The organism is Pilosibacter sp. NGB245 (assembly GCF_057397225.1).
Genome location: NZ_CM171584.1, coordinates 988,414 through 1,008,423, shown reverse-complemented (window position 1 = coordinate 1,008,423; position 20,010 = coordinate 988,414). Strand labels below are relative to the sequence as shown.

At 48.9% G+C, this 20,010-nt stretch carries 18 protein-coding genes and 1 tRNA gene; 4 read left to right on the top strand and 15 right to left on the bottom strand.

Annotated elements, in window-relative coordinates:
* Positions 1–45 precede the first annotated feature (45 nt).
* The 3 genes from ACXMYH_RS04440 to ACXMYH_RS04430 form a co-directional block, all read right to left on the bottom strand.
* Positions 46–786, bottom strand: coding sequence for a lysophospholipid acyltransferase family protein (locus ACXMYH_RS04440; RefSeq protein ID WP_405580477.1), 741 nt, complete (start codon positions 784–786; stop codon positions 46–48).
* A gap of 343 nt (positions 787–1,129) precedes the next feature.
* On the bottom strand, positions 1,130–1,561 hold the full coding sequence (locus ACXMYH_RS04435) for a putative ABC transporter permease (RefSeq protein ID WP_329751604.1): 432 nt from the start codon (positions 1,559–1,561) through the stop codon (positions 1,130–1,132).
* A 210-nt stretch (positions 1,562–1,771) separates the two neighbouring features.
* Positions 1,772–1,951: a DUF4250 domain-containing protein gene (locus ACXMYH_RS04430; protein ID WP_118604958.1), complete on the bottom strand. Its 180-nt coding sequence runs from the start codon at positions 1,949–1,951 to the stop codon at positions 1,772–1,774.
* Positions 1,952–2,045: 94 nt separating this feature from the next.
* Between ACXMYH_RS04430 and ACXMYH_RS04425 the strand changes: the two genes are divergently transcribed.
* Complete coding sequence (locus ACXMYH_RS04425) at positions 2,046–3,059, top strand: asparaginase (protein WP_118529377.1); 1,014 nt, start codon at positions 2,046–2,048, stop codon at positions 3,057–3,059.
* Positions 3,060–3,244: 185 nt separating this feature from the next.
* On the opposite strand, the gene metA is transcribed toward ACXMYH_RS04425, so the two are convergent.
* The 5 genes from metA to ACXMYH_RS04400 form a co-directional block, all read right to left on the bottom strand.
* Positions 3,245–4,165 (bottom strand): homoserine O-acetyltransferase MetA, encoded by a 921-nt coding sequence (metA, locus tag ACXMYH_RS04420; RefSeq protein WP_118529376.1) that lies wholly within the window; start codon positions 4,163–4,165, stop codon positions 3,245–3,247.
* On the bottom strand, positions 4,155–6,125 hold the full coding sequence (gene ligA / locus ACXMYH_RS04415) for an NAD-dependent DNA ligase LigA (protein ID WP_486555598.1): 1,971 nt from the start codon (positions 6,123–6,125) through the stop codon (positions 4,155–4,157). Before ligA ends, metA begins: the two co-directional genes overlap by 11 nt.
* Positions 6,101–7,114 carry a pseudouridine synthase gene (locus ACXMYH_RS04410; protein WP_486555597.1) on the bottom strand — a complete coding sequence of 338 codons (1,014 nt, stop codon included), beginning with the start codon at positions 7,112–7,114 and terminating at the stop codon, positions 6,101–6,103. Before ACXMYH_RS04410 ends, ligA begins: the two co-directional genes overlap by 25 nt.
* Positions 7,115–7,285: 171 nt before the next feature.
* Positions 7,286–7,357: transfer RNA gene (locus ACXMYH_RS04405), tRNA-Arg, on the bottom strand.
* 221 nt (positions 7,358–7,578) lie between these two features.
* Complete coding sequence (locus ACXMYH_RS04400; protein ID WP_117503506.1) at positions 7,579–8,160, bottom strand: cysteine peptidase family C39 domain-containing protein; 582 nt, start codon at positions 8,158–8,160, stop codon at positions 7,579–7,581.
* A 230-nt stretch (positions 8,161–8,390) separates the two neighbouring features.
* Here ACXMYH_RS04400 and queA point away from each other — a divergent pair, with 230 nt between their 5' ends.
* On the top strand, positions 8,391–9,416 hold the full coding sequence (queA, locus tag ACXMYH_RS04395; RefSeq protein WP_118529368.1) for a tRNA preQ1(34) S-adenosylmethionine ribosyltransferase-isomerase QueA: 1,026 nt from the start codon (positions 8,391–8,393) through the stop codon (positions 9,414–9,416).
* 161 nt (positions 9,417–9,577) lie between these two features.
* Here the strand turns inward: queA and ACXMYH_RS04390 are convergent, their stop codons facing one another.
* Positions 9,578–9,916, bottom strand: coding sequence for a cupin domain-containing protein (locus ACXMYH_RS04390; protein ID WP_118529594.1), 339 nt, complete (start codon positions 9,914–9,916; stop codon positions 9,578–9,580).
* 579 nt (positions 9,917–10,495) lie between these two features.
* On the opposite strand from ACXMYH_RS04390, the gene ACXMYH_RS04385 reads away from it, so the two are divergent.
* Positions 10,496–11,422 carry a DUF5688 family protein gene (locus ACXMYH_RS04385; RefSeq protein WP_486555596.1) on the top strand — a complete coding sequence of 309 codons (927 nt, stop codon included), beginning with the start codon at positions 10,496–10,498 and terminating at the stop codon, positions 11,420–11,422.
* Between the two features lie 48 nt (positions 11,423–11,470).
* On the opposite strand, the gene ACXMYH_RS04380 is transcribed toward ACXMYH_RS04385, so the two are convergent.
* The 4 genes from ACXMYH_RS04380 to ACXMYH_RS04365 form a co-directional block, all read right to left on the bottom strand.
* Entirely contained in the window at positions 11,471–11,917 is a 447-nt protein-coding gene (locus tag ACXMYH_RS04380) for a threonine/serine exporter family protein (RefSeq protein ID WP_118298788.1), read from the bottom strand.
* Positions 11,914–12,690, bottom strand: coding sequence for a threonine/serine exporter family protein (locus ACXMYH_RS04375; RefSeq protein WP_118529365.1), 777 nt, complete (start codon positions 12,688–12,690; stop codon positions 11,914–11,916). The genes ACXMYH_RS04380 and ACXMYH_RS04375 overlap by 4 nt, the downstream gene beginning before the upstream one ends.
* A gap of 196 nt (positions 12,691–12,886) precedes the next feature.
* The gene (gene feoB / locus ACXMYH_RS04370; protein ID WP_118529364.1) at positions 12,887–14,881 is read right to left on the bottom strand and encodes a ferrous iron transport protein B; all 1,995 of its coding nucleotides are present in this window, start codon (positions 14,879–14,881) and stop codon (positions 12,887–12,889) included.
* Positions 14,878–15,108: a FeoA family protein gene (locus ACXMYH_RS04365; protein ID WP_118298846.1), complete on the bottom strand. Its 231-nt coding sequence runs from the start codon at positions 15,106–15,108 to the stop codon at positions 14,878–14,880. Before ACXMYH_RS04365 ends, feoB begins: the two co-directional genes overlap by 4 nt.
* A 243-nt stretch (positions 15,109–15,351) precedes the next feature.
* On the opposite strand from ACXMYH_RS04365, the gene ACXMYH_RS04360 reads away from it, so the two are divergent.
* Entirely contained in the window at positions 15,352–16,977 is a 1,626-nt protein-coding gene (locus ACXMYH_RS04360) for an IS1182 family transposase (RefSeq protein ID WP_486554761.1), read from the top strand.
* A 269-nt stretch (positions 16,978–17,246) separates the two neighbouring features.
* Here the strand turns inward: ACXMYH_RS04360 and uvrB are convergent, their stop codons facing one another.
* Positions 17,247–19,238, bottom strand: coding sequence for an excinuclease ABC subunit UvrB (gene uvrB, locus ACXMYH_RS04355; RefSeq protein WP_329751608.1), 1,992 nt, complete (start codon positions 19,236–19,238; stop codon positions 17,247–17,249).
* Between the two features lie 299 nt (positions 19,239–19,537).
* Positions 19,538–19,870 (bottom strand): DUF1292 domain-containing protein, encoded by a 333-nt coding sequence (locus ACXMYH_RS04350; protein ID WP_118298792.1) that lies wholly within the window; start codon positions 19,868–19,870, stop codon positions 19,538–19,540.
* Between the last annotated feature and the right edge of the window lie 140 nt (positions 19,871–20,010).

Below are 20,010 nucleotides of genomic sequence, written 5' to 3'. Positions count from 1 at the left end.
TTTTCTTCCGGAATTTGTGAAGTGATCGACCGGTATGGTCTTTTATCACTTTTCTTCCTGCATCTCCTTCAGCATCCCGATCAGCACATTTCTCGTATATGCACCCGGATGTTTCCTGTCTTCCGGATCCAGCTCTTTAATATTGATCGGTTTTCCGTAATAAACGGTGATATGGGACGGAGTGATGAACGGAAAATGCTTTTCCAGAACTTCCGCAGTACCTGTCATCGCCACCGGGATCACCGGACAGCCGGATTTTTCCGCGATCTTCAGGCTTCCCTCTTTAAACGGAAGAAGCTCCGTGATATCTTCGTTCGTATTTCTCGTTCCTTCCGGGAAGATCCAGATGGAGATACCATTTTTCACCTTCTCGATCCCCTGAAGGATCGTCTTTAAACCTTCCTTGATATTTTTTCTGTCCAGGAAGAGACAGTTCACGTTGGCCATCCAGGTTCTGAGGATCGGGATCTTCTCCATCTCCTTTTTCGCCACAAATCCGAGCAGCGTCGGAACCGTCGTATAACCGGTCAGAATGTCAAAATAGCTTCTGTGGTTTCCCACATAGAGGACTGCTGTGTCCTTTGGAATATTCTCCTCACCCTTTACGGTGATCGTCACACCCGCAAGCTTTAACAGACACCGGAACACTGCCCGGACAACCCGGATCGACTCCAGATCTCTCGCATGCGGATCTTTTTTTCCAAGTGAAACCTGGGCCACCAGGAACGGATAACTGACGATCAGAAATCCGACCAGAACGACCAGGACCATAATCAATCGAATCATAAGTACAAACCTCCCTTGTCTGATCACAGCCGTCATTTTCCGCGGCTGTCTCTTGTTTCTTACTCTTTTCTGTCTTTTGCGCGCCCCGGAAATTCCGCGGACGTTCACACAGAACGGCGTGTGTTCCGGGTCACATTCCCGGGCACATTCTTTTATCCGGGACTCCCTTTTTTTCGTACACTTTAAAGAGTTACTGTGTTGAGGTTCATATGGATTTATTATACCGAATATGACCTTCATTTGCAACTCAAATACAGGTGAAATCCATCTCAAATCCATCTCAAATTGTAACTGTTCCGTACACTTCGGCCGGTGCTGAACGTGTGCCACTGGCACACAGCCCCTACGGCAACGGGCTTTTTGTCTTCCGGCCTGTCAGATACTCAAACAGGAGACCGGTCCCGAACCAGAACGGAGCGAAGTCCAGGCGGATCACCCCGTTGATCTGAAGCATTCTTCCGGTATAGTCCCATGGGCAGATCCCGAATCTTCTTAAAAGTGATCCGGTGAGATACTCCGTCAGAAAGATCAGCACCATATCAAGGATCCCATGGCGAATGATCCAGTCCCGCACAGAGATTTCCCCGAAGTCCCCGATCCACGCGTCCACTCCTCTTCCGATCGGTCCAAGCAGCACTCCCAGCCCATAGATCGGAAACATGTAGAGGGATGTTCTTCCCATCATTTTCCAGTCCCCGGCCGCAAGACTCTCCGCGGATGTGAGCAGGATCTCGAGTCCCCATCCGGTCAGCCCGCAGATGATAAAATTCTCCACATATTTTCTCCGGATCCCTGTCCGGGATCTCCCTATTTTTTTCGGTTTTCTCCGGCATTTCTGATTCCATTTATTCATGGAATCAGTATTGGTGATTTAAATATGGACTATGCAGATTGTCTGTTGCTTTTCACAGGCAGAATTTTCCGGAGTGAAAGTTTGCCGATGCTGACGCTTTTCCCGCCTGCGGTTCATCTTCCTGCTGGTTTCTCACACATACTGGTTTTTCGCGCTGTCATATGCGTAATCGATCGACGCCATCGCCTCGTCCACCGTCTTCCGGTCCAGATCGAGAGCCCGGCAGAGCTCATCCATGTCCGGATAAAAGTCCCGCAGCTGGGTGTTCAGGTAACTCAAGAGCATCACGGGATCTTTTGGAATATTTGCCATCTGACTCTTCTCCTTCCTTTACTTTCTGATTCCTCCTGTGTTATACTATAACCCATATGTGAGATGATTGCAAACGAAAGGGGATTTTTAAAATATGAAACATCTTCTGCTGCTCGGAACAGGAGGAACCATCGCCTGCAAGAGAGGAGAAAACGGTCTGACACCGCTTCTTACCGGTGATGAACTGTTGTCTTATGTACCGGATGCAAAAAAATTCTGTGAGGTGGAGACCATCCAGGTCTTAAACATTGACAGCACAAATATGCACCCGAAGCACTGGCTGAAGCTTGCTCAGGTTCTGGAAGAGAATTACGACAATTACGACGGCTTCGTGATCTGCCACGGAACGGATACGATGGCGTATACGGCTGCCGCCATGTCCTACCTCGTCCAGCACTCCAGCAAGCCGATCGTCATCACAGGCGCCCAGAAGCCGATCGACCTTGATGTGACGGATGCGAGGACCAACCTTTTAGACAGCCTGCGATTTGCCGCTTCCGACCGTGCTCACGGCGTTACGATCGTATTTGACGGAAAAGTGATCGCCGGAACCCGCGGAAAGAAAGAGCGCAGCAAGAGCTACAACGCGTTCTCCAGCATCAATTTCCCGTATCTCGCCGTGATCCAGGACGAGCACATTTTATACTATATCGACGATAAATGGCAGGACCGCGAGAGCGTCCGCTTCTACCACGAGATGGACAGCCAGGTCAGCCTCTTAAAGCTGATCCCGTCCATGGACTCCAGCCTGCTCGACTATATGGCAGAGCATTACGACGCAGTCGTCATCGAATCCTTCGGCGTCGGCGGTCTTCCGTCCTATGAATCCGGCGATTTCTACAGCTCCATCGAAAAATGGATCTCCATGGGAAAAGTCATTGTCATGACCACCCAGGTCACCCAGGAAGGCAGCAACATGTCTGTCTACGAAGTCGGCCAGAAGATCAAAAACGCCTTCGGTCTCATCGAATCCTACGATATGACCCTGGAAGCCACCGTCACCAAACTCATGTGGATCCTCGGCCAGACAAAAGACCACGACAAAGTCCGCGAAATGTTCTACGAGACGATCAACCATGATATTTTGTGGAATACAGGGAGACGGTAGATTACCGTGACTTTAAAAATGTATTTTAAAAGGGCATATCGGACAGGATTTTCTCCCATCCGATATGCCCTTCACTTATCACTTTCTCTTCCCGTTCAATATCTTTGAATTTCTTACAGCCTCTTATACCCCAATCTGGGGCAAAACATCCTATCATCCTCATAAAATTAAGGTGCTTCTGTGTTTTATTCCGCATCCTCCGCCAACGTATACGGAGTAACCTGGTAAACATAATAATTCAGCCAGTTCGTATACAGCGTGTTCGCCATATTTCTCCACAGGAGCGGCGGAACCGAGAACGGATCGTCGTGCTCGTAGTAGTGGAGCGGAAGTGCCGGATTCAGACCTTTGTTGAGGTCACGGTGATACTCATTGTTTAAGGTCATGCGGTCGTACTCCGGATGGCCCTGGACGAAGATCTGGCTGCCGTCCTGGTTCATCACGAGGAATACGCCTGCCTCGTCGGATTTCGCGAGGATCCGGAGTTCCGGATGCTTTAAGATATCCTCCTCGCGGACTTCCGTGTAACGGGAATGCGGGCACTTGAAGTAATCATCAAAACTTCTCAGGAGCGGAACCCGCTTGTCCAGCGCCTTCTGGGTAAAGATACCGGAAAGCTTCTTTTTCATCAGGTGCTTCGGGATTCCGTAATGATAATATAAGCCCGCCTGCGCGCCCCAGCAGAGATGCATCGTGGAGGTCACATGCGTCTTGCTCCACTCCATGATCTGCGTCAGCTCCGGCCAGTAGTTGACCTCCTCATACTCCATCAGTTCCACCGGTGCTCCGGTGATGATCATTCCATCGAAATGTTTCTTGCGGATCTCCGGGAAAGTCACATAGAATTTATTTAAGTGGCTCGCGGAGGTATGCGTCGACTCATGGGTCGACATCGTCATGTACGTACATTCCACCTGCAACGGGGTGTTGGACAGCGCTCTGAGAAGCTGTGTCTCAGTGTCCTCCTTTAACGGCATGAGGTTTAAGATCAGGATCTCCAGCGGACGGATATCCTGGCTCTGGGCACGATCCTCATCCATGATAAATACGTTCTCACTCTCAAGGATCGCTCTTGCCGGCAATCCATTCTGTATTTTAATCGGCATTTTTTTCCTCTCCTATCATCTTCAGGAAATCCTCTTCGGAAAGGATCGGAATGCCAAGTTCTCTTGCCTTCTTATTCTTTGACGAATTGGATGTCACATCATTATTGATCAGATAACTGGTCTTCGCAGACACGGAGCCTGCGGCTTTTCCGCCGAGAGACTCGATCTTCTCCTGCAGTTCCTTGCGGTTCGCAAAATGTTCAACGGAGCCTGTGATCACGAAAGTCTTTCCGGCCAGCGTCTGTTCCTCATTTCTCACTTCATTTTCAAAAGTCAGATCCGCCAGCAGATGATCCAGTATCTCATTGTTCTTATCATTCTTAAAGTACTTCACCCACGCATCCGCGAGCACACCGCCGATCCCGTCGATGGAGCAAAGCTCCTCCGCGTCGGCCCCGCGCATGGCGTTCAGGTCAAAATCGAAATGGCGGCAGATCACTTTCGCATTCGCAAGACCGATCCCCGCGATCCCGAGTCCAAAGATCAGCCGCGGCAGCGTCGTATGGGACGCAGTCTTCGCCGCCTGAATAAGATTCTCATAGGATTTCTCCCCGAATCCCTCCATCGTCACGATGGCATCGCGGTGACGGTCCAGATGGAAGATATCATCGAATTCATGGATGAATCCCGCTGCGATAAACTTCTCCAGCGTCATCTCGGAAAGTCCGTCGATATTCAGCGCATCCCTGCTCACAAACAGGTCAAAGCTCTTGATCTTTTTCGCCTGACACTCCGGATTTGTGCAGTAGAGGGACTTCACATCATTCACACTGCGGATCTCCGTCGCCCCGCCGCAGACCGGACAGATCTTCGGGATATCACGGACGCCGCTTCTTGTCAGGTTGTCCGAGATCTGTGGGATGATCATGTTCGCCTTGTAGACCGTAATCCTGTCCCCGGCCCCCAGCTCCAGTCTTTCCATGATACTGATGTTATGGACACTGGCGCGGCTCACCGTCGTTCCCTCAAGCTCCACCGGTTCGAACACGGCGACCGGATTGATGAGTCCTGTTCTCGACGCACTCCACTCGATGTAGGAAAGCGTTGTCTCCTGGATCTCGTCCGCCCATTTGAAAGCGATGGAATCCCTCGGGAATTTCGCCGTCCGCCCAAGCGACTGTCCATAGGCGATATCATCATAAAGCAGTACAAGACCATCCGACGGGATATCGTAATGTTCGATCTTCTCCGCAAATCCGCGGACTGCATCGGAGAGTGTCTCTGCCGTCACCTCCACGAACTCGACCGTCTCAAATCCCAGGCCGGAGAGCCACAAAAACTGCTCTTTTCTCGAATTTTTAAAGTCAACGCCCTCCGCCCGCACCAGTGCAAACGCCATAAAACGGACGTTTCTGGATGCCGTGATCTCACTGTTCAGCTGGCGCACGGAACCGCTGCAGAGATTTCGCGGATTCTTGTACTTCGCATCCACATCTGCGATGGAATCGTTTAACTTTTCAAAATCTGAATAGCTGATGACCGCTTCCCCGCGCAGGATCAGCTGACCCTTATACGGGATCGAGGTCGGAATATTGATAAACGTCCGGGCATTCGGCGTGATCACCTCGCCGATCTCGCCGTTTCCGCGTGTGACCGCCTTCGCAAGGACCCCGTCCTCATATGTCAGGACCACAGTCAGCCCGTCCATCTTCCAGGACAAAAGTCCTTTCTGTCCGCCGAGCCATTCCCGGAGCTCGTCAACGCTTTTCGTCTTATTCAGAGAAAGCATCGGCCGCTCATGGCGCTCTTTCGGAAGTTCACTTAAGACTTCATATCCGACTTTCTGGGTCGGACTTCCGGCAAACACCGTCCCTGTCTCCTGTTCCAGTTTCAGGAGTTCGTCGTAAAGCCTGTCATATTCGAAGTTGCTCATGATCTCGCGGCTCTCCTGATAATAGGCTTTCGATGCCTCAGAGAGAAGCGGGATCAGCTCCTTCATCCTCTTGATCTTGTCGTCCATATTTTATGCTCCTTGCGCTCCGGCGCACCCGGTTTCCAGCTTTCCGGGGATGCGGGGGCTTTCTTTTCCGGCTTCTTTTCGCTGTCCTCGCGGACATTTCTCCAGACCTTTCCGGTTCCGCTCTTCTTCTCGAACGGCTTTCTCTCACCATTTTTTACAAACGGTTTCCTGTCGTTCTTCTTTCCCTGATATCCGGAGCGGGCTGTTTTTCCGGCCGCTTTTGCCGGATCCACCAGTTTTCCGATCTTCGCAGCTTCTCTCGCCGGAAGATTCGTCGAACCTTCCACCAGTTTCATCAGATCGCTCAGCTCTTTTTCCGTCAGCTCCCGGTACTCCCCGCGCTTTAATGTACCCAGCTGGATGTTCATGATACGCACGCGTTTCAGATTCATCACATGATAATCGAGCGCACGGCACATCCGGCGGATCTGTCGGTTTAATCCCTGCGTCAGGACGATATGGAACGTGTGGCTTCCGGTCTTCCACGCGCGGCATGGCTTTGTCGTCACGTCGAGATCCTCAATGCGGACGCCTTCGCACATCTGCTTTAAAAATTCTTCCGTCACCGGATGATCGACAGCCACCGCGTACTCTTTTTCATGCGCATTTCCGCCGCGCAGGATCTTGTTGACGATATCTCCCTGATTTGTCATCAGGAGAAGTCCCTCGGAATCCTTATCAAGACGTCCGACCGGATAGATCCTCTGGGGATAGTTTAAAAACTCGACGATATTTTCTGCATGATCCTTATCCGAAGTCGTGCAGACGATCCCACGGGGCTTATTTACGATCAGGAATACCGGTTTTTCCCTCTCTCCCACCGGCTTTCCGTCACAGACCACCTTCTGTCCCGGGCGGATCTGCATTCCCATCACAGCAACTTCACCATCCACCATGACTTTTCCATTCTCCACAAGCCGGTCTGCCTCTCTTCTCGAGCAGACGCCTGCATCACTCAGATATTTATTTAAACGAATCGTTCCTTCCAATCTACTTCTCCCTTTTATTCATAATTTATGATCCAAAATTTATCCTTTCGCCCATTATATCGTTTCTGAGGGGCGAATGCAAGAAAAAAACGCCTGTCAGTCCGGGACATTTCCCAGATCTGGCAGACGCTTTCCTGTCTCACTGCCCCGGTATCCCAGGACATCAGAAAATGCATCTGATAGGAATCGAACCTACGCACGCGGCTCCGGAGGCCACTGCTCTATCCACTGAGCTACAGATGCATCTCTAATAGTATACAATAATTTTTTGATTCATGCAAGGGGATGAGAATTATTTTTTTGTATATTTTTTCACTCAATTTTTCTAAACTAAGGATGCATGCGTCCTGGCACCTTCCGGAGTCCCGCGCGGTCGCTTACGATGATCTGCATCTTCGCATGAATGCGCGGCAGTTCCAGGTGCACTGCTTTTCCATTTCCCGGCTGCCGCGCTTTTCATATTTTTAATGCTTTCTTGAAAACAGATAGTAGGACGGAGTACGGTTTGCGCAGTCCTCTGCAAGAACTTTCAGGCTGCAGTAAACAAAGCCATCTACGGCTCTCGCTTTTCCATCCCTGCCCGGCTCCTCATATTTTCCTTCTTTATAGGACGGATCCAGAATGCACGCCTCATTGTCATCGGCCGATACAACGAGGATGTAATGTCCTCCATGAGTGAACACCCCGGTATACCCTTCCCGGTCTCCGCCGGAATTTGCGATGGCGAGTCCGCCTTTTGCCAGGTGCGCCTTCAGTTCATTCAGATCACTCGTTTCCCCATAATTCAGGTTAAACCTTTCCGCAACGACGGGGCCCAGGATCTTCAGGCTCGTTCCGATCTCACGGTTCGCGCCAACCTCATTGGATAATTTCAGGCAGTCTGTGAGTTCATAGGTTGACAGAGTCAGCGCATCCACCATCATGCACAGACAGCTCGGTCCGCAGCCTGCTGCAGCCACATTCCGCTTCTCCTCCGGCACTCCGCCGTGGTCCAAATTATGTTCATAGGGGATATCTCTGTGTTCTAACTGATTGATATATTTCATTACAACTGCTCCTTCCGATTGCCGCATGCACCATGCTTTTGATTTTCCTATCGTACCACCATAACCTTAAAACAACAAGATATATTTTTATTTCCCGGCTGATGTCCGAGCCTTTTGCAGATGATCACCGATTTTCCCCATATTCCTTCGCGCCTCATTGATTTTTCTTCCCGATTCTGCTACAATGGCATGGAACTTTTTGATAAAGATGCCAGACAGGAGATAGAGAAATGAATGTAACAGATTTTAACTTTGAACTGCCGCCGGAACTGATCGCACAGGATCCGCTTGAGGACCGTTCTGCTTCCCGGCTGCTTGTATTAGATAAAAAGACCGGAGAAATGGAACACCGTCATTTCCGCGATATTCTGCATTACCTGAAAAAGGGCGACTGCCTTGTTATCAACGATACAAAAGTTATCCCGGCGCGTCTCATGGGACATAAGGTCGGAACAGATGCCGGAATCGAAGTTCTTCTTTTAAAGAGAAAATCCGACAATGTCTGGGAAACTCTTGTAAAGCCAGGTAAAAAGATGAAGGTCGGTGCAGAAGTATCCTTCGGTGACGGACTTTTAAAAGGAAAAGTCATCGATGTCGTCGATGAAGGGAACCGCTTGATCCAGTTTGAATATGACGGGATCTTCGAGGAGATCCTCGATAAGCTTGGCCAGATGCCGCTCCCCCCGTACATCACGCACCAGTTAAAAGATAAGAACCGCTATCAGACTGTATACGCGAAGCATGAGGGCTCCGCAGCCGCCCCGACAGCCGGTCTGCATTTCACAAAGGAGCTTTTACAGGAGATCGAGGACATGGGAGTTAAGATCGCTCATGTAACACTTCACGTGGGTCTCGGAACCTTCCGCCCGGTAAAGGTCGATACCATCGAAGATCATCACATGCACTCTGAATTCTATATCGTAGAGGAGTCCGAGGCAAAGAAGATCAACGATACCAAGGCAGACGGCGGACGTGTGATCTGCGTTGGAACCACAAGCTGCCGTACCCTGGAATCTGCAACCGGCGATGACGGGATCTTAAAGGCTGGAAGCGGCTGGACCGAGATCTTCATCTACCCGGGATACAAGTTTAAGATCCTGGACTGCCTGATCACAAACTTCCATCTTCCGGAGTCCACGCTTGTTATGCTCGTATCCGCTCTCGCAGGACGCGAGCATATCCTGAATGCGTACCAGGAAGCGATCAAAGAACGGTATCGTTTCTTCAGTTTCGGAGATGCAATGTTTATTCATTGACCAATGATGTCAAAGATCCCTGTGTGACTTTCCGATCACACAGGGATCTTTTTGGGTTACAGCAACCTTTTTTGTTCTCCGGAAAATTTTCCTGCTCTCCTGCTGCAGGGCACCCGGCTCTGTCAGAGCACATCCTTTTTCCAGAGAATCCAGAATAACGATCAATCCAACGGAAATACCACAGTAAGCAGCATCTTGAAATCTTCTTTTGCAAACACTGCATGCGGTTTCTTCGCCGGCATAACGAGAACATCTCCGGCTTTGCAGATATGTTCCACACCGTCTACGGTGAACTGACCGACGCCTTCGATCACATGAACCATCGCATCGCCGGTAGAATCGTGCGTGCTGATCTCCTCACCTTTGGAGAACGCAAACAATGTCAGACTAACTGCCTTATTCTGGGCAAGTGTCTTGCTGACGATCTGTCCCGGTGCTGCTGTGATCTGAGAAGCAAGGTTTAAAACTTTTTCATGGTCGATATTTTTGATAAAAGCCATTTTTCTTTTTCCTTTCCGTCCGGATCTTACCATGATCCGTCTCTTAAACTGGATCAGTCTTGCCGGATTCCAGGGGCAAAGATCTTTCTGTGGGCAGACTTGCATCAGAGTTCTAACTTTTGCCCCCTGGGATTATATTATTGCTATTTTACCACGATATCTTCCTTTTGTATGTTGTAAATACAACATTTTTTCGTCCGAGTGTCAATTTCAGGGGGCAATTCTTGTGAATCATCACGATTGATTTTCGAACTGGATTTCGATAGAATACACCTATCCTTTTATTTACGCGAACAACGAGCCAAAGTCCGCGCTTACGCGAGACCTTGGCGACTGTCGCGATAACAAGTGAAAACTCGCGAAGCGTGTTTTCACTTGTTTTACATCCGTAACGGTCCAATCCTTTCCTTACAGAAATTTCCATCGGCAGCTTCTTCCCGATGTCTGGCCACCAACCTGTAAACTCCGGGACCAGCTTCATCCCCTGGATCCGTCCGGCTGGATCGTTACACACATTCTATTCTTACACGTCACAAATATCAAATCTATGAATCTGAAAACACATCAGGAGGTATTACAATGAACTACGAAGAATTCTGTGCTGCACTGCAGGAAGAGCTTTTTAACATGCTTGACACCGGCTATTCCATTCACCGGGAACACGTTCTGAAAAACAACGGGGTCGTCCTCGACTCCCTGGCTCTCTTAAAAGCAGGAAAACACTGCTCTCCCGTGCTCTCCCTTGAGATGCTGTACGAACAGTTTGAAAAAGGACATTCTATGTCCGAGCTCTGCGATTACATGGTATCGATCACTGATACGGAACTTCCGCTCTCCGTGGCGGGTCTAACTTCCCTGAACCATTTTGAAGATTTCCGGGACCGGATCACCTGTCGTCTCGTCGCCCAGGATAAAAACGAGGAACTTTTAAAGACGATTCCCTGGATCCCCTGCCTTGATCTCGCGGTCATCTTCTCCCTGGTCATAGAATCTGAAGGGGAAACTCAGATCAGCTCCGTCATCACAAACGTGGTGTCCGCGTCCTGGAACTTGACGCCGGAAGATCTTTTTTCGCTTGCAGCGGAAAATACTCCCCGAATCTATCCGGCAAATTTCCGGCGCCTTGAGACAGTGATCGAGGAATACTTCCCCGGTTCCATCGATTTTGTTCCGGAAGACTGCCCGGTTCCGACGCTCTATGTCCTTACCAACAGTTCCGCTCACCACGGAGCCGCCTGCGTACTCTATCCGGACAAATTAAAAGACCTCGCGGATGCGTTTGGGAAAGATCTTCTCATCCTTCCCTCCAGCATCCACGAGGTCCTGATCATTGCTGATTCTGAAGCTTTTACGGAACGTGATTACCATGTCTTCTGCAATACGATCCAGAATGTCAACCGCGAGTCGATCCTGCCGGAAGACTTTCTCTCTGACCATCTGTACCGCTACCGCAGAGAAACCGACCGGATGGAGATCTACGCTGACAACTCCGAAGCTCTTTTGTAGATCCCGCCTGCCGCACGCCTCCCACAAAGCTTCCAACAAGCTCACCGCCTAATTTCTTCTCGCATGACTTCCTTCATGATAGAGATGTACGAGATTTACGACAGAATCTGTAATAAAGATCGCCAGGGCGATCGCTCCTGCGGTATGAAGTGTTGAGATCAGGTAATGCGTGGAAAGCGCCTGATCTCCCTGGATCAGATAATATACAGTCCGGTAAATCCCTGCTCCCGGAACTGTCGGAAGGATTCCCGCGATCAGGAAAACCGTCACCGGAGCTTTCTTGATCCTTGCCAGGATATGACTTAAAAATGCCATTGCAAGGATCGAAAAAAACGTTGCCTGAAGAGTGGAATGTGTCAGGTTATTGATCACCAAATACGCCCACCAGGCGAAACCGCCGGAAAATGCGGCATATGGTAAAAATCGCTTTGGAGTTTCCGTCAGGATCGAGAACATCGCGATCGCCCAGAACGCACTGAATACCTGTATGATCATAAAAGTCCTCCTTCCAGACTGCGTGCAGCGACAAGTCCTGCTCCGACTCCAAATGCTACCGCAAGTCCCACAACGATCGCCTCGAGGATCCGCGCAGAACCGGCAGCATAATCGCCGTTCAATGTATCACGAATCGCCGTCGTAAACGTCACCCCGGGGACAAGAGGCATAACAGCGCTGACAATGATCGTATCAGAATTCAGCCCCGGATAGGAATGACAGACCGTCATGGCTGAAAATGCCAGCACAAAGGCGCCAAAGGCATTAAAACAGAAATCGTTGAATTTCAGCGCCTTTCCGATCCAGGCCGCGACCGCAAGGCAGACACCGACTACGATCGATGCCAGAAAGTCTCCAAAGGATCCGCCGAACATGGGGGCAAAAAACGCCGAAACCCCAACGTACCCCAGTCCCTGTGTCAGCCAGTCATACTGGATCGTCTTCGGTGACTGGATCTCACGCAGCTGTCTCAGCGCCTCCTCCACGGTGATCTTTCCCTCACAGAAATGGCGCGACACATCATTCACCAGACAGATCCGGTTGATACTTGTACACCGGTCCGCGACACGTTTGACCCGGGTCAGCGGTTCCTTATTCGGATCGCTTAACGTGACAAAGATTCCTGTTCCATATACGATCGTCTCCGTCTGCTCATACTCGGAGCGTTTCAACATATGGTTCATAGTATCTTCCACTCTGTAGATCTCCGCGCCGCTGACAAGCATGAGCTCACCTGCCAGCACCACGGCCTCAAGCAAAGTTTTTTCGTTCATCTGTTACCCCTTTTACCCCTTCAGATTCTTGTTCCGATCCACGGTCAGTAATTTCACAGAGTCTGACATATCAGCGCAAACCTGACCGTGATTTGTTGCACTGTTCTCTTTTCACCCACTTATTCTTCTAATGACTGCTTCCTTTGAGTGCTCGTCAGAAGATGGGAGCTTCTCAATATTTTTGCTCTGTCAAAGATCACAGACGGCTTCCGATCTGGAATACGACAAATGCCGCCATCCAGGCGAGTACCAGCTGGAATACGACCATCCCCAGGGTCCATTTCCAGGACTGTGTCTCACGTTTGATCGTGGCGATCGTGGCGATACACGGTGTATAGAGAAGGCAGAATACCATCAGTGCATACGCGTTGACAGCCGTGAATCCCGTTCCCCCAAGGATTCCGGAAAGTTCTGCCATTCCTGCTGCCGAGTTGATGTTTGTGATCCCGTAGAGTACGGACATACTTGAAACAACAACCTCCTTAGCGGAAATTCCTGAGATCAGCGCTACCGCGATCTGCCAGCTTCCGAGTCCGACCGGTTTTAATACCGGCACCAGGATCTGACCGAATTTTGCAGCAAAGCTGTCCGCAACGTTTGTGATGAATCCGGTCGGTCCCACATTCATGACAAACCATAAAATGATCGATGCGAGAAAGATCGTTGTTCCTGCCTTTGTCAGATAATCCTTTACTTTCTCCCATACGTAGATCGCTACAGTTCTCAAGTTCGGGATCTTGTATTCCGGAAGCTCGATCAAAAGGGCATTTTCCGTCTTGCTGTCTGTCGTTTTATGTACGATCAGCGCAATGATGATCGCCATCGCAACTCCGACAAGGTACAGGGAATATGCCACTAACATCGCCGACTTCGGAAAAAACATATCAGCAAGGAGTACATAGATCGTCAGCCTTGCTGAACATGACATAAATGGCGTGATGAGGATCGTCTTTAAACGGTCTCTCTGGTTTTCCAACGCTCTTGTCGCCATGACTGCCGGAACCGTACAGCCAAATCCTAACAGCATCGGAAGGAACGCACGACCGGAAAGTCCGACCATTCCCATCGTCTCATTCATGACATATGCCACTCTCGCCATATATCCGCTGTCCTCAAGGAATGCAAGTGCGAGAAAAAGAATAAAAATATTCGGCAGAAATGTCAGGATTCCTCCGACTCCAGCAAGTGCACCATCAACAACAAGGGAGATCACCCAGTCGGAGGCACCCGCAGCCTGCAGCCCTGAAAGTACACTCGACGATAAAAGTTCCAGTCCCTGTTCAAAGTAACCTTTCAGGAAATCTCCGACGGTAAACGTCAGGAAAAATACAAGTGCCATGATCCCGAAAAATACCGGAATTCCAAGAACCGGATGCGTCAAAAGACGATCCACCCGATCCGTCATCTGTGATTTTTCTTCTTTGTTAAAGAGACATTCGTTGACAACCGATTCCACATAGTCATACTTTTCATTGATGATCTCTTTTTCCAGAGTTTCCGGAACGATACTCTCAAATTCGATCGGATGGTCCTTCATGACCTCCTTATCGTACTCGAGCATCTTGATCGCATGCCAGCGAAGGTTCGTCAGGTCCGGATATTTTTCACGGAGAAGATCCTCTACTCTCTGGATCCGGTCTTCGATCGTCCTGTCATAGTGAACGATCACCCCCTGCGGTCCTTCCTCATAATGATGTACCACTGCATGCATCAGAACATCGAGTCCTGTCCTCTTTCTCGCTGATACCGGAACGACCGGGATCGAGCCCAGCATCTCCGGGAGACGGTGAAGATCGATCTCCATTCCGCGCTCTTCGATGATATCCATCATGTTGAGTGCCAGAATTACTGGTTTCTTTAATTCCAGAAGCTGCAGCGTCAGATACAGATTTCGTTCCAGTGAGGACGCGTCAACGACGTTGATGATCACATCCACATCGTCCTCCTCGATACAGCGCCTTGTGACGAGTTCTTCCATTGTATAGGAAGTCAGGCTGTAGATACCCGGCGTATCGATCACATGGATCTTTCTGCCCTTATAGCTCGTCTCTCCTTCCACCCGCTCTACCGTAACGCCGGGCCAGTTTGCCACTTTTAATTTTGCACCGGTAAATGCATTGAACAAGGTTGTCTTTCCGCAGTTCGGGTTTCCCACAAAACAGACATTGATCGGTCTTTCTGTTCCACTCATGATGCCGCCTCCTCTTTAACTTCGATCCCGCCTGTGATCCGCCTTCCAAGCGCCAGACGGGTTCCGCGGACTTTGATGATCATCGTTCCGCTGTTTTTCTTGTTCATCACAAGAAGAGGAGTATTCTCATTTACACCCAGCGCCTCCAGACGCCGGTTGATCGCATCTTCCACATGAACCGATTCGACCAGGTACGTTGTGCCAATCTTTCCTTCATAAAGTTTCATCCTGTGTTCATCCTTCATTATCATAGTCGATAGCAGTCTTCCTGTCATCTGGAAATATTGTATTCTTATTGAGAATAATTGTCAATAATCGTACTCCGGTACATTCGTCCGCCCGGTGCGGACAAAGGCATGTGTGCACATATCAAAAAGGGGCTGTCGCACTAACGTGCGGCAGCTCATTTCATATTTCCAACACAAAACGCCGAGCTTCGAAAAGCCCGGCGTTCGTGGTATAATCAGTTTATGCGACTAAACAAAATAATACAGAGAGATTATACCTCTTTTTCTCTGTATTATCAAATCAAACTTCCGCTGGATTTAGAGATTTCTATTCCATCTGATGATCCGGTTCGTCTGGTAAGTGCCTTTGTGGAGGAAATGGACCTTTCTGAACTGTATAAAACTTACAGCAGGATCAGAAAAAATCAGGCAACGCCGCGTCAGATGCTGAAACTCGTCATCTATGCAGCAATGAATCGAATCTACTCAAGCAGGGATATCCAAAAGGCATGCAAACGGGATATCAACTTTATGTACCTCCTGGAAGGAATGCCGGCTCCTGACCATGCAACGATCGCGCGTTTTATCTCCCTGCATTTTTCGGCTTGTGCAAAGGTACTGCTTGCCCAAATGTCAGATCTGCTCTATCTTCTTGGTGAGATCTCAGGAAAGACCATTTTTATTGATGGCACCAAGATCGAGTCTGCAGCCAATAAATATACCTTTGTATGGAAACGGGCTATTACGAAAAATCAGGCCCGGTTATACACAAAACTATCTTCTTTTGTGGCTGAATGCGAAGAACTCTATGGAATCAGGACCGTATACCATGACCGGATATCCATCCACACATTAAAACGGTTAAAGAAGCAGTTGTGCCGCATAAAAGTGCAGGAGGGAATTGTGTTTGTACATGGAATCGGGCGTAGAAAAACACAATTACAGAAATCTCTGGAACAGCTGGATCAATATCTGGAGAAACTAAAGGAATATACAAAAAAGCTGTATACGCTTGGGGATAGAAACAGCTATTCCAAAACAGACCCTGACGCAACCTTCATGAGAATGAAAGAGGACGCGATGCTGAATGGACAGTTAAAGCCTGCTTATAACATTCAGCATGGAGTGGATTCCGAATACATCACATGGATCGATATCAGCCCGCACCCTACCGATACACGTACCCTGATCCCGTTTTTGAAAGACATGGAGAATCACCTGGGATTTAAGTATTCAGAAGTCGTTGCAGATGCCGGGTACGAAAGTGAAGAGAACTATCTTTTCATTGAGGAAAACGGACAGACCGCCTATATAAAGCCGCAGAACTATGAGATTTCGAAGACCCGAAAATACAAAAAAGACATCAGTAGAAGGGAAAACATGGAGTACCATGCAGACAGAGACAGCTACATCTGCCTCAACGGAAGGGAACTAACTGTCACAAATGAACGCAGAAGTAAAACAACTAGCGGATATGTCAGTGTAAAAACTTATTACAGAAGCCCAGACTGCACTGGTTGTCCTTATAAAACGGAATGTATCAAGGGAAACAACTGCAAAACACCTATGGAAAAGCGCAATAAAGTGCTGATGGTTTCAAAAACAATGAGCCAGAAACGCGCAGAAGATCTGGAACGGATCACAAGTGAGTATGGAACGATGCTCCGTATGAATCGCAGTATTCAGGCAGAAGGTTCTTTTGCTGACGTAAAAGAGGACATGAATTTTCGAAGATATCTGTATCGTGGAAAGGCAAATGCACTGGCAGAGAGCATCCTTCTGGCGATGGGACGAAATATCAATAAGCTTCATTGCAAGATTCAGACCGGAAGAACGGGAAGTTATCTTTTTCCATTAAAAAGGGCATAGATTTTGATAGTTGAAAACAAAACAGCCTGAAATAAGGCATGCCGAAAGGGATGCCTGGGAATGAACTGCGTTTATAAAGAATGGCATCGAAAACGTGACCGATTTCGATGCCATTTGGGCATAAAGCAGGGCTGCCGCCCAGCAAAAAATATTTGCTAATGCGACAGCCCCCTTTTTCCTTTTTTATAGCAGTCACATACCTTCGTCTGTAAAATCCTTCCACAACATTTCCCCGGAATACAAAATATTTCTTCTTCCTGCTGTGCGTTCTAATGATCCTCCAGTTCCAGCAGCATCTGTTTCACTTCCTTCATCCGGTCACGCAGCTTAGCTGCTTCCTCAAAGTTCAGTTCCGCTGCCGCCTGGCGCATCTTCTTTGTAAGTTCCTTTACAAGTTTCTCCAGTTCCCTTGCATCCATAGACTCCGGATCTTTCTTAAATTCTTCCTCATTCGCGCTGACTGCCTTTGAAATCGCGATCAGATCACGGACTGCTTTTTTGATCGTCTGCGGGGTAATTCCATGTTCCTCATTGTACTTCTGCTGGATCTCCCGGCGGCGATTCGTCTCGTCGATGGCGGCCCGCATGGAATCTGTGATCGTATCTGCATACATGATGACATGACCTTCCGCGTTTCTGGCCGCACGCCCGATCGTCTGGATCAGGGATGTCTCTGAACGAAGAAATCCTTCTTTATCCGCATCCAGGATCGCAACAAGCGTGATCTCCGGGATATCGAGTCCCTCTCTGAGAAGGTTAATTCCAACAAGGACATCAAAGACGTCCAGACGCATATCCCGGATGATCTCCGCACGCTCCAGCGTATCAATATCCGAGTGCAGATATTTTACACGAATTCCGGCTTCCCTGATATAATCCGTCAGGTCCTCCGCCATACGCTTTGTGAGCGTCGTGATGAGAACTTTATTGTGCTTTTCCACTTCTTTATTGATCTCGCCCACCAGATCATCGATCTGTCCTTCCACCGGACGGACAGAGATTTCCGGGTCCAGAAGCCCTGTCGGGCGGATGATCTGCTCCGCACGCAGGAGTTCATGTTCCGCCTCATAAGTGGACGGCGTCGCCGACACGAACATCATCTGGTTGATATGTGTCTCAAACTCCTCAAAATTCAGCGGACGGTTATCAAGTGCGGACGGCAGACGGAAGCCATAATCCACCAGTGTCTTTTTTCGCGATCGGTCACCAAAATACATGCCGCGGACCTGCGGAAGCGTAATATGGGACTCGTCCACGATGATCAGAAAATCATCCGGAAAATAGTCGAGCAGCGTGCACGGCGGCTGCCCCGGTGCGGAACCCACGAGATGGCGGGAATAGTTCTCGATCCCGGAGCAGAATCCAGTCTCCCTCATCATCTCCACGTCAAAGTTTGTCCGCTCAGCGATCCTCTGTGCCTCCAGAAGCTTATCCTCACTTTTAAAGAAGGTTACCTGCTCCTTCATCTCTGCAAGAATATTCTCAGTCGCACGCATCATCTTTTCCTTCGGAACGACATAGTGGGATGCCGGGAAGATCGCCACATGTTCCAACTGTGCCTTCACCTCTCCGGTCAGCGCCTCGATCTCTATGATCCGGTCCACCTCGTCCCCGAAGAACTCGATCCTGTACGCCTCACTTCCGGAGTATGCCGGAAATACTTCCAGCACATCTCCTCGCACACGGAAACTTCCTCGTTTAAAATCCATCTCATTTCTTGTATACTGGATATCGATCAGTTTGTGGATCACTTCATCTCTGTCTTTTTCCATTCCAGGGCGCAGCGAGATCACCATGTTCTTATAATCGATCGGGCTTCCCAGACCATAGATACACGATACCGAAGCTACAATGATCACATCATTCCGCTCAGAAAGGGCCGCTGTCGCAGAATGACGCAGCTTATCGATCTCATCGTTGATCGCGGAGTCCTTTTCAATATAAGTATCCGTCGACGGCACATAGGCCTCCGGCTGATAGTAGTCGTAATAGGATACAAAATATTCCACCGCATTATTTGGGAAAAACTCCTTCATCTCCGAATAAAGCTGTGCTGCCAGCGTCTTATTGTGCGCGATCACAAGTGTTGGTTTATTCAACTGCTGGATCACGTTCGCCATCGTAAATGTTTTACCGGATCCAGTCACACCGAGCAGTGTCTCAAACTGATTGCCTTCCCTGAAGCCTTTTACCAGCTGTTCGATTGCCTGCGGCTGGTCACCGGTCGGCTGATATTCTGATACAAGTTCAAAATGATCCATGGTTTCCTCCTGATTCGGTCTATTTCATCTTTTTTAGTTTCATGCTTCTTTCATATTATTCCGGTCTCGCATCCTGGAATTAAAAATATATTTAACTGCTTTTAAGTATACCATGTCTATATAGAAATGTACAGTTATTTTCGAACTTATGTTCTATTTCTCATTTGCTCCCGCTATCCTACGCCCCGCACGTATATTGCACGTAAAAAGGCGGCGTCCCCATTCTCCCTCTATCGGAAGTCGGAAACGCCGCCTTAGCGGTTCATATTATGGGAAACTGCTGTTTCTCATTTTTTAAATCAGTCGTCCAGCTCGTCCTCGCCTACAATCTCGTCGTACTCTTCAGTGTCGAGAAGTTCATCGAACGCATCAGCAACGATCTCGTACTCCTCGTCGCTCTCGATGTTCTGGATATCCGGAGTTCCATTGATCTCTGTGTAGCGGTATAAGTATACCTCGCCATCCTCAGCCTCATTTCCGTCTAACGGAAGAAGCGCGATATATTCCTTATCAGCCGCCTCAAAGATCGTAAGGACCACGCACTCTAACTCGGTTCCGTCATCCAGTGTCAGAGTCACGGTCATCTCCTCATCGTTTGCAGCATCCTGATTCATATTTTTGTCCTTTGCCATAATCTCAAATTCCTCTCATTTCCGGCATCCTGCCGTTTCTTGCAGCGGTTCTTTTCTGTCACGGCTGCCATTTTTTATAGGATACCAGTAAACTGCCATAAAATCAATAGAAAGAATTGCTACTTTTAAAAAGAAGCGGT

What these genes read in the sequence shown, in the direction of transcription:
- uvrB (WP_329751608.1), bottom strand. Translation starts at nt 19,238, where the DNA reads ATGGATCATTTTGAACTTGTATCAGAATATCAGCCGACCGGTGACCAG.
- ACXMYH_RS04375 (WP_118529365.1), bottom strand. Translation starts at nt 12,690, where the DNA reads ATGAACGAAAAAACTTTGCTTGAGGCCGTGGTGCTGGCAGGTGAGCTC.
- ACXMYH_RS04390 (WP_118529594.1), bottom strand. Translation starts at nt 9,916, where the DNA reads ATGGCTTTTATCAAAAATATCGACCATGAAAAAGTTTTAAACCTTGCT.
- ACXMYH_RS04400 (WP_117503506.1), bottom strand. Translation starts at nt 8,160, where the DNA reads ATGAAATATATCAATCAGTTAGAACACAGAGATATCCCCTATGAACAT.
- ACXMYH_RS04380 (WP_118298788.1), bottom strand. Translation starts at nt 11,917, where the DNA reads ATGATCATACAGGTATTCAGTGCGTTCTGGGCGATCGCGATGTTCTCG.
- ACXMYH_RS04425 (WP_118529377.1), top strand. Translation starts at nt 2,046, where the DNA reads ATGAAACATCTTCTGCTGCTCGGAACAGGAGGAACCATCGCCTGCAAG.
- ACXMYH_RS04350 (WP_118298792.1), bottom strand. Translation starts at nt 19,870, where the DNA reads ATGGCAAAGGACAAAAATATGAATCAGGATGCTGCAAACGATGAGGAG.
- ligA (WP_486555598.1), bottom strand. Translation starts at nt 6,125, where the DNA reads ATGGACGACAAGATCAAGAGGATGAAGGAGCTGATCCCGCTTCTCTCT.
- feoB (WP_118529364.1), bottom strand. Translation starts at nt 14,881, where the DNA reads ATGAGTGGAACAGAAAGACCGATCAATGTCTGTTTTGTGGGAAACCCG.
- ACXMYH_RS04365 (WP_118298846.1), bottom strand. Translation starts at nt 15,108, where the DNA reads ATGAAACTTTATGAAGGAAAGATTGGCACAACGTACCTGGTCGAATCG.
- ACXMYH_RS04360 (WP_486554761.1), top strand. Translation starts at nt 15,352, where the DNA reads ATGCGACTAAACAAAATAATACAGAGAGATTATACCTCTTTTTCTCTG.
- ACXMYH_RS04385 (WP_486555596.1), top strand. Translation starts at nt 10,496, where the DNA reads ATGAACTACGAAGAATTCTGTGCTGCACTGCAGGAAGAGCTTTTTAAC.
- metA (WP_118529376.1), bottom strand. Translation starts at nt 4,165, where the DNA reads ATGCCGATTAAAATACAGAATGGATTGCCGGCAAGAGCGATCCTTGAG.
- queA (WP_118529368.1), top strand. Translation starts at nt 8,391, where the DNA reads ATGAATGTAACAGATTTTAACTTTGAACTGCCGCCGGAACTGATCGCA.
- ACXMYH_RS04430 (WP_118604958.1), bottom strand. Translation starts at nt 1,951, where the DNA reads ATGGCAAATATTCCAAAAGATCCCGTGATGCTCTTGAGTTACCTGAAC.
- ACXMYH_RS04440 (WP_405580477.1), bottom strand. Translation starts at nt 786, where the DNA reads ATGATTCGATTGATTATGGTCCTGGTCGTTCTGGTCGGATTTCTGATC.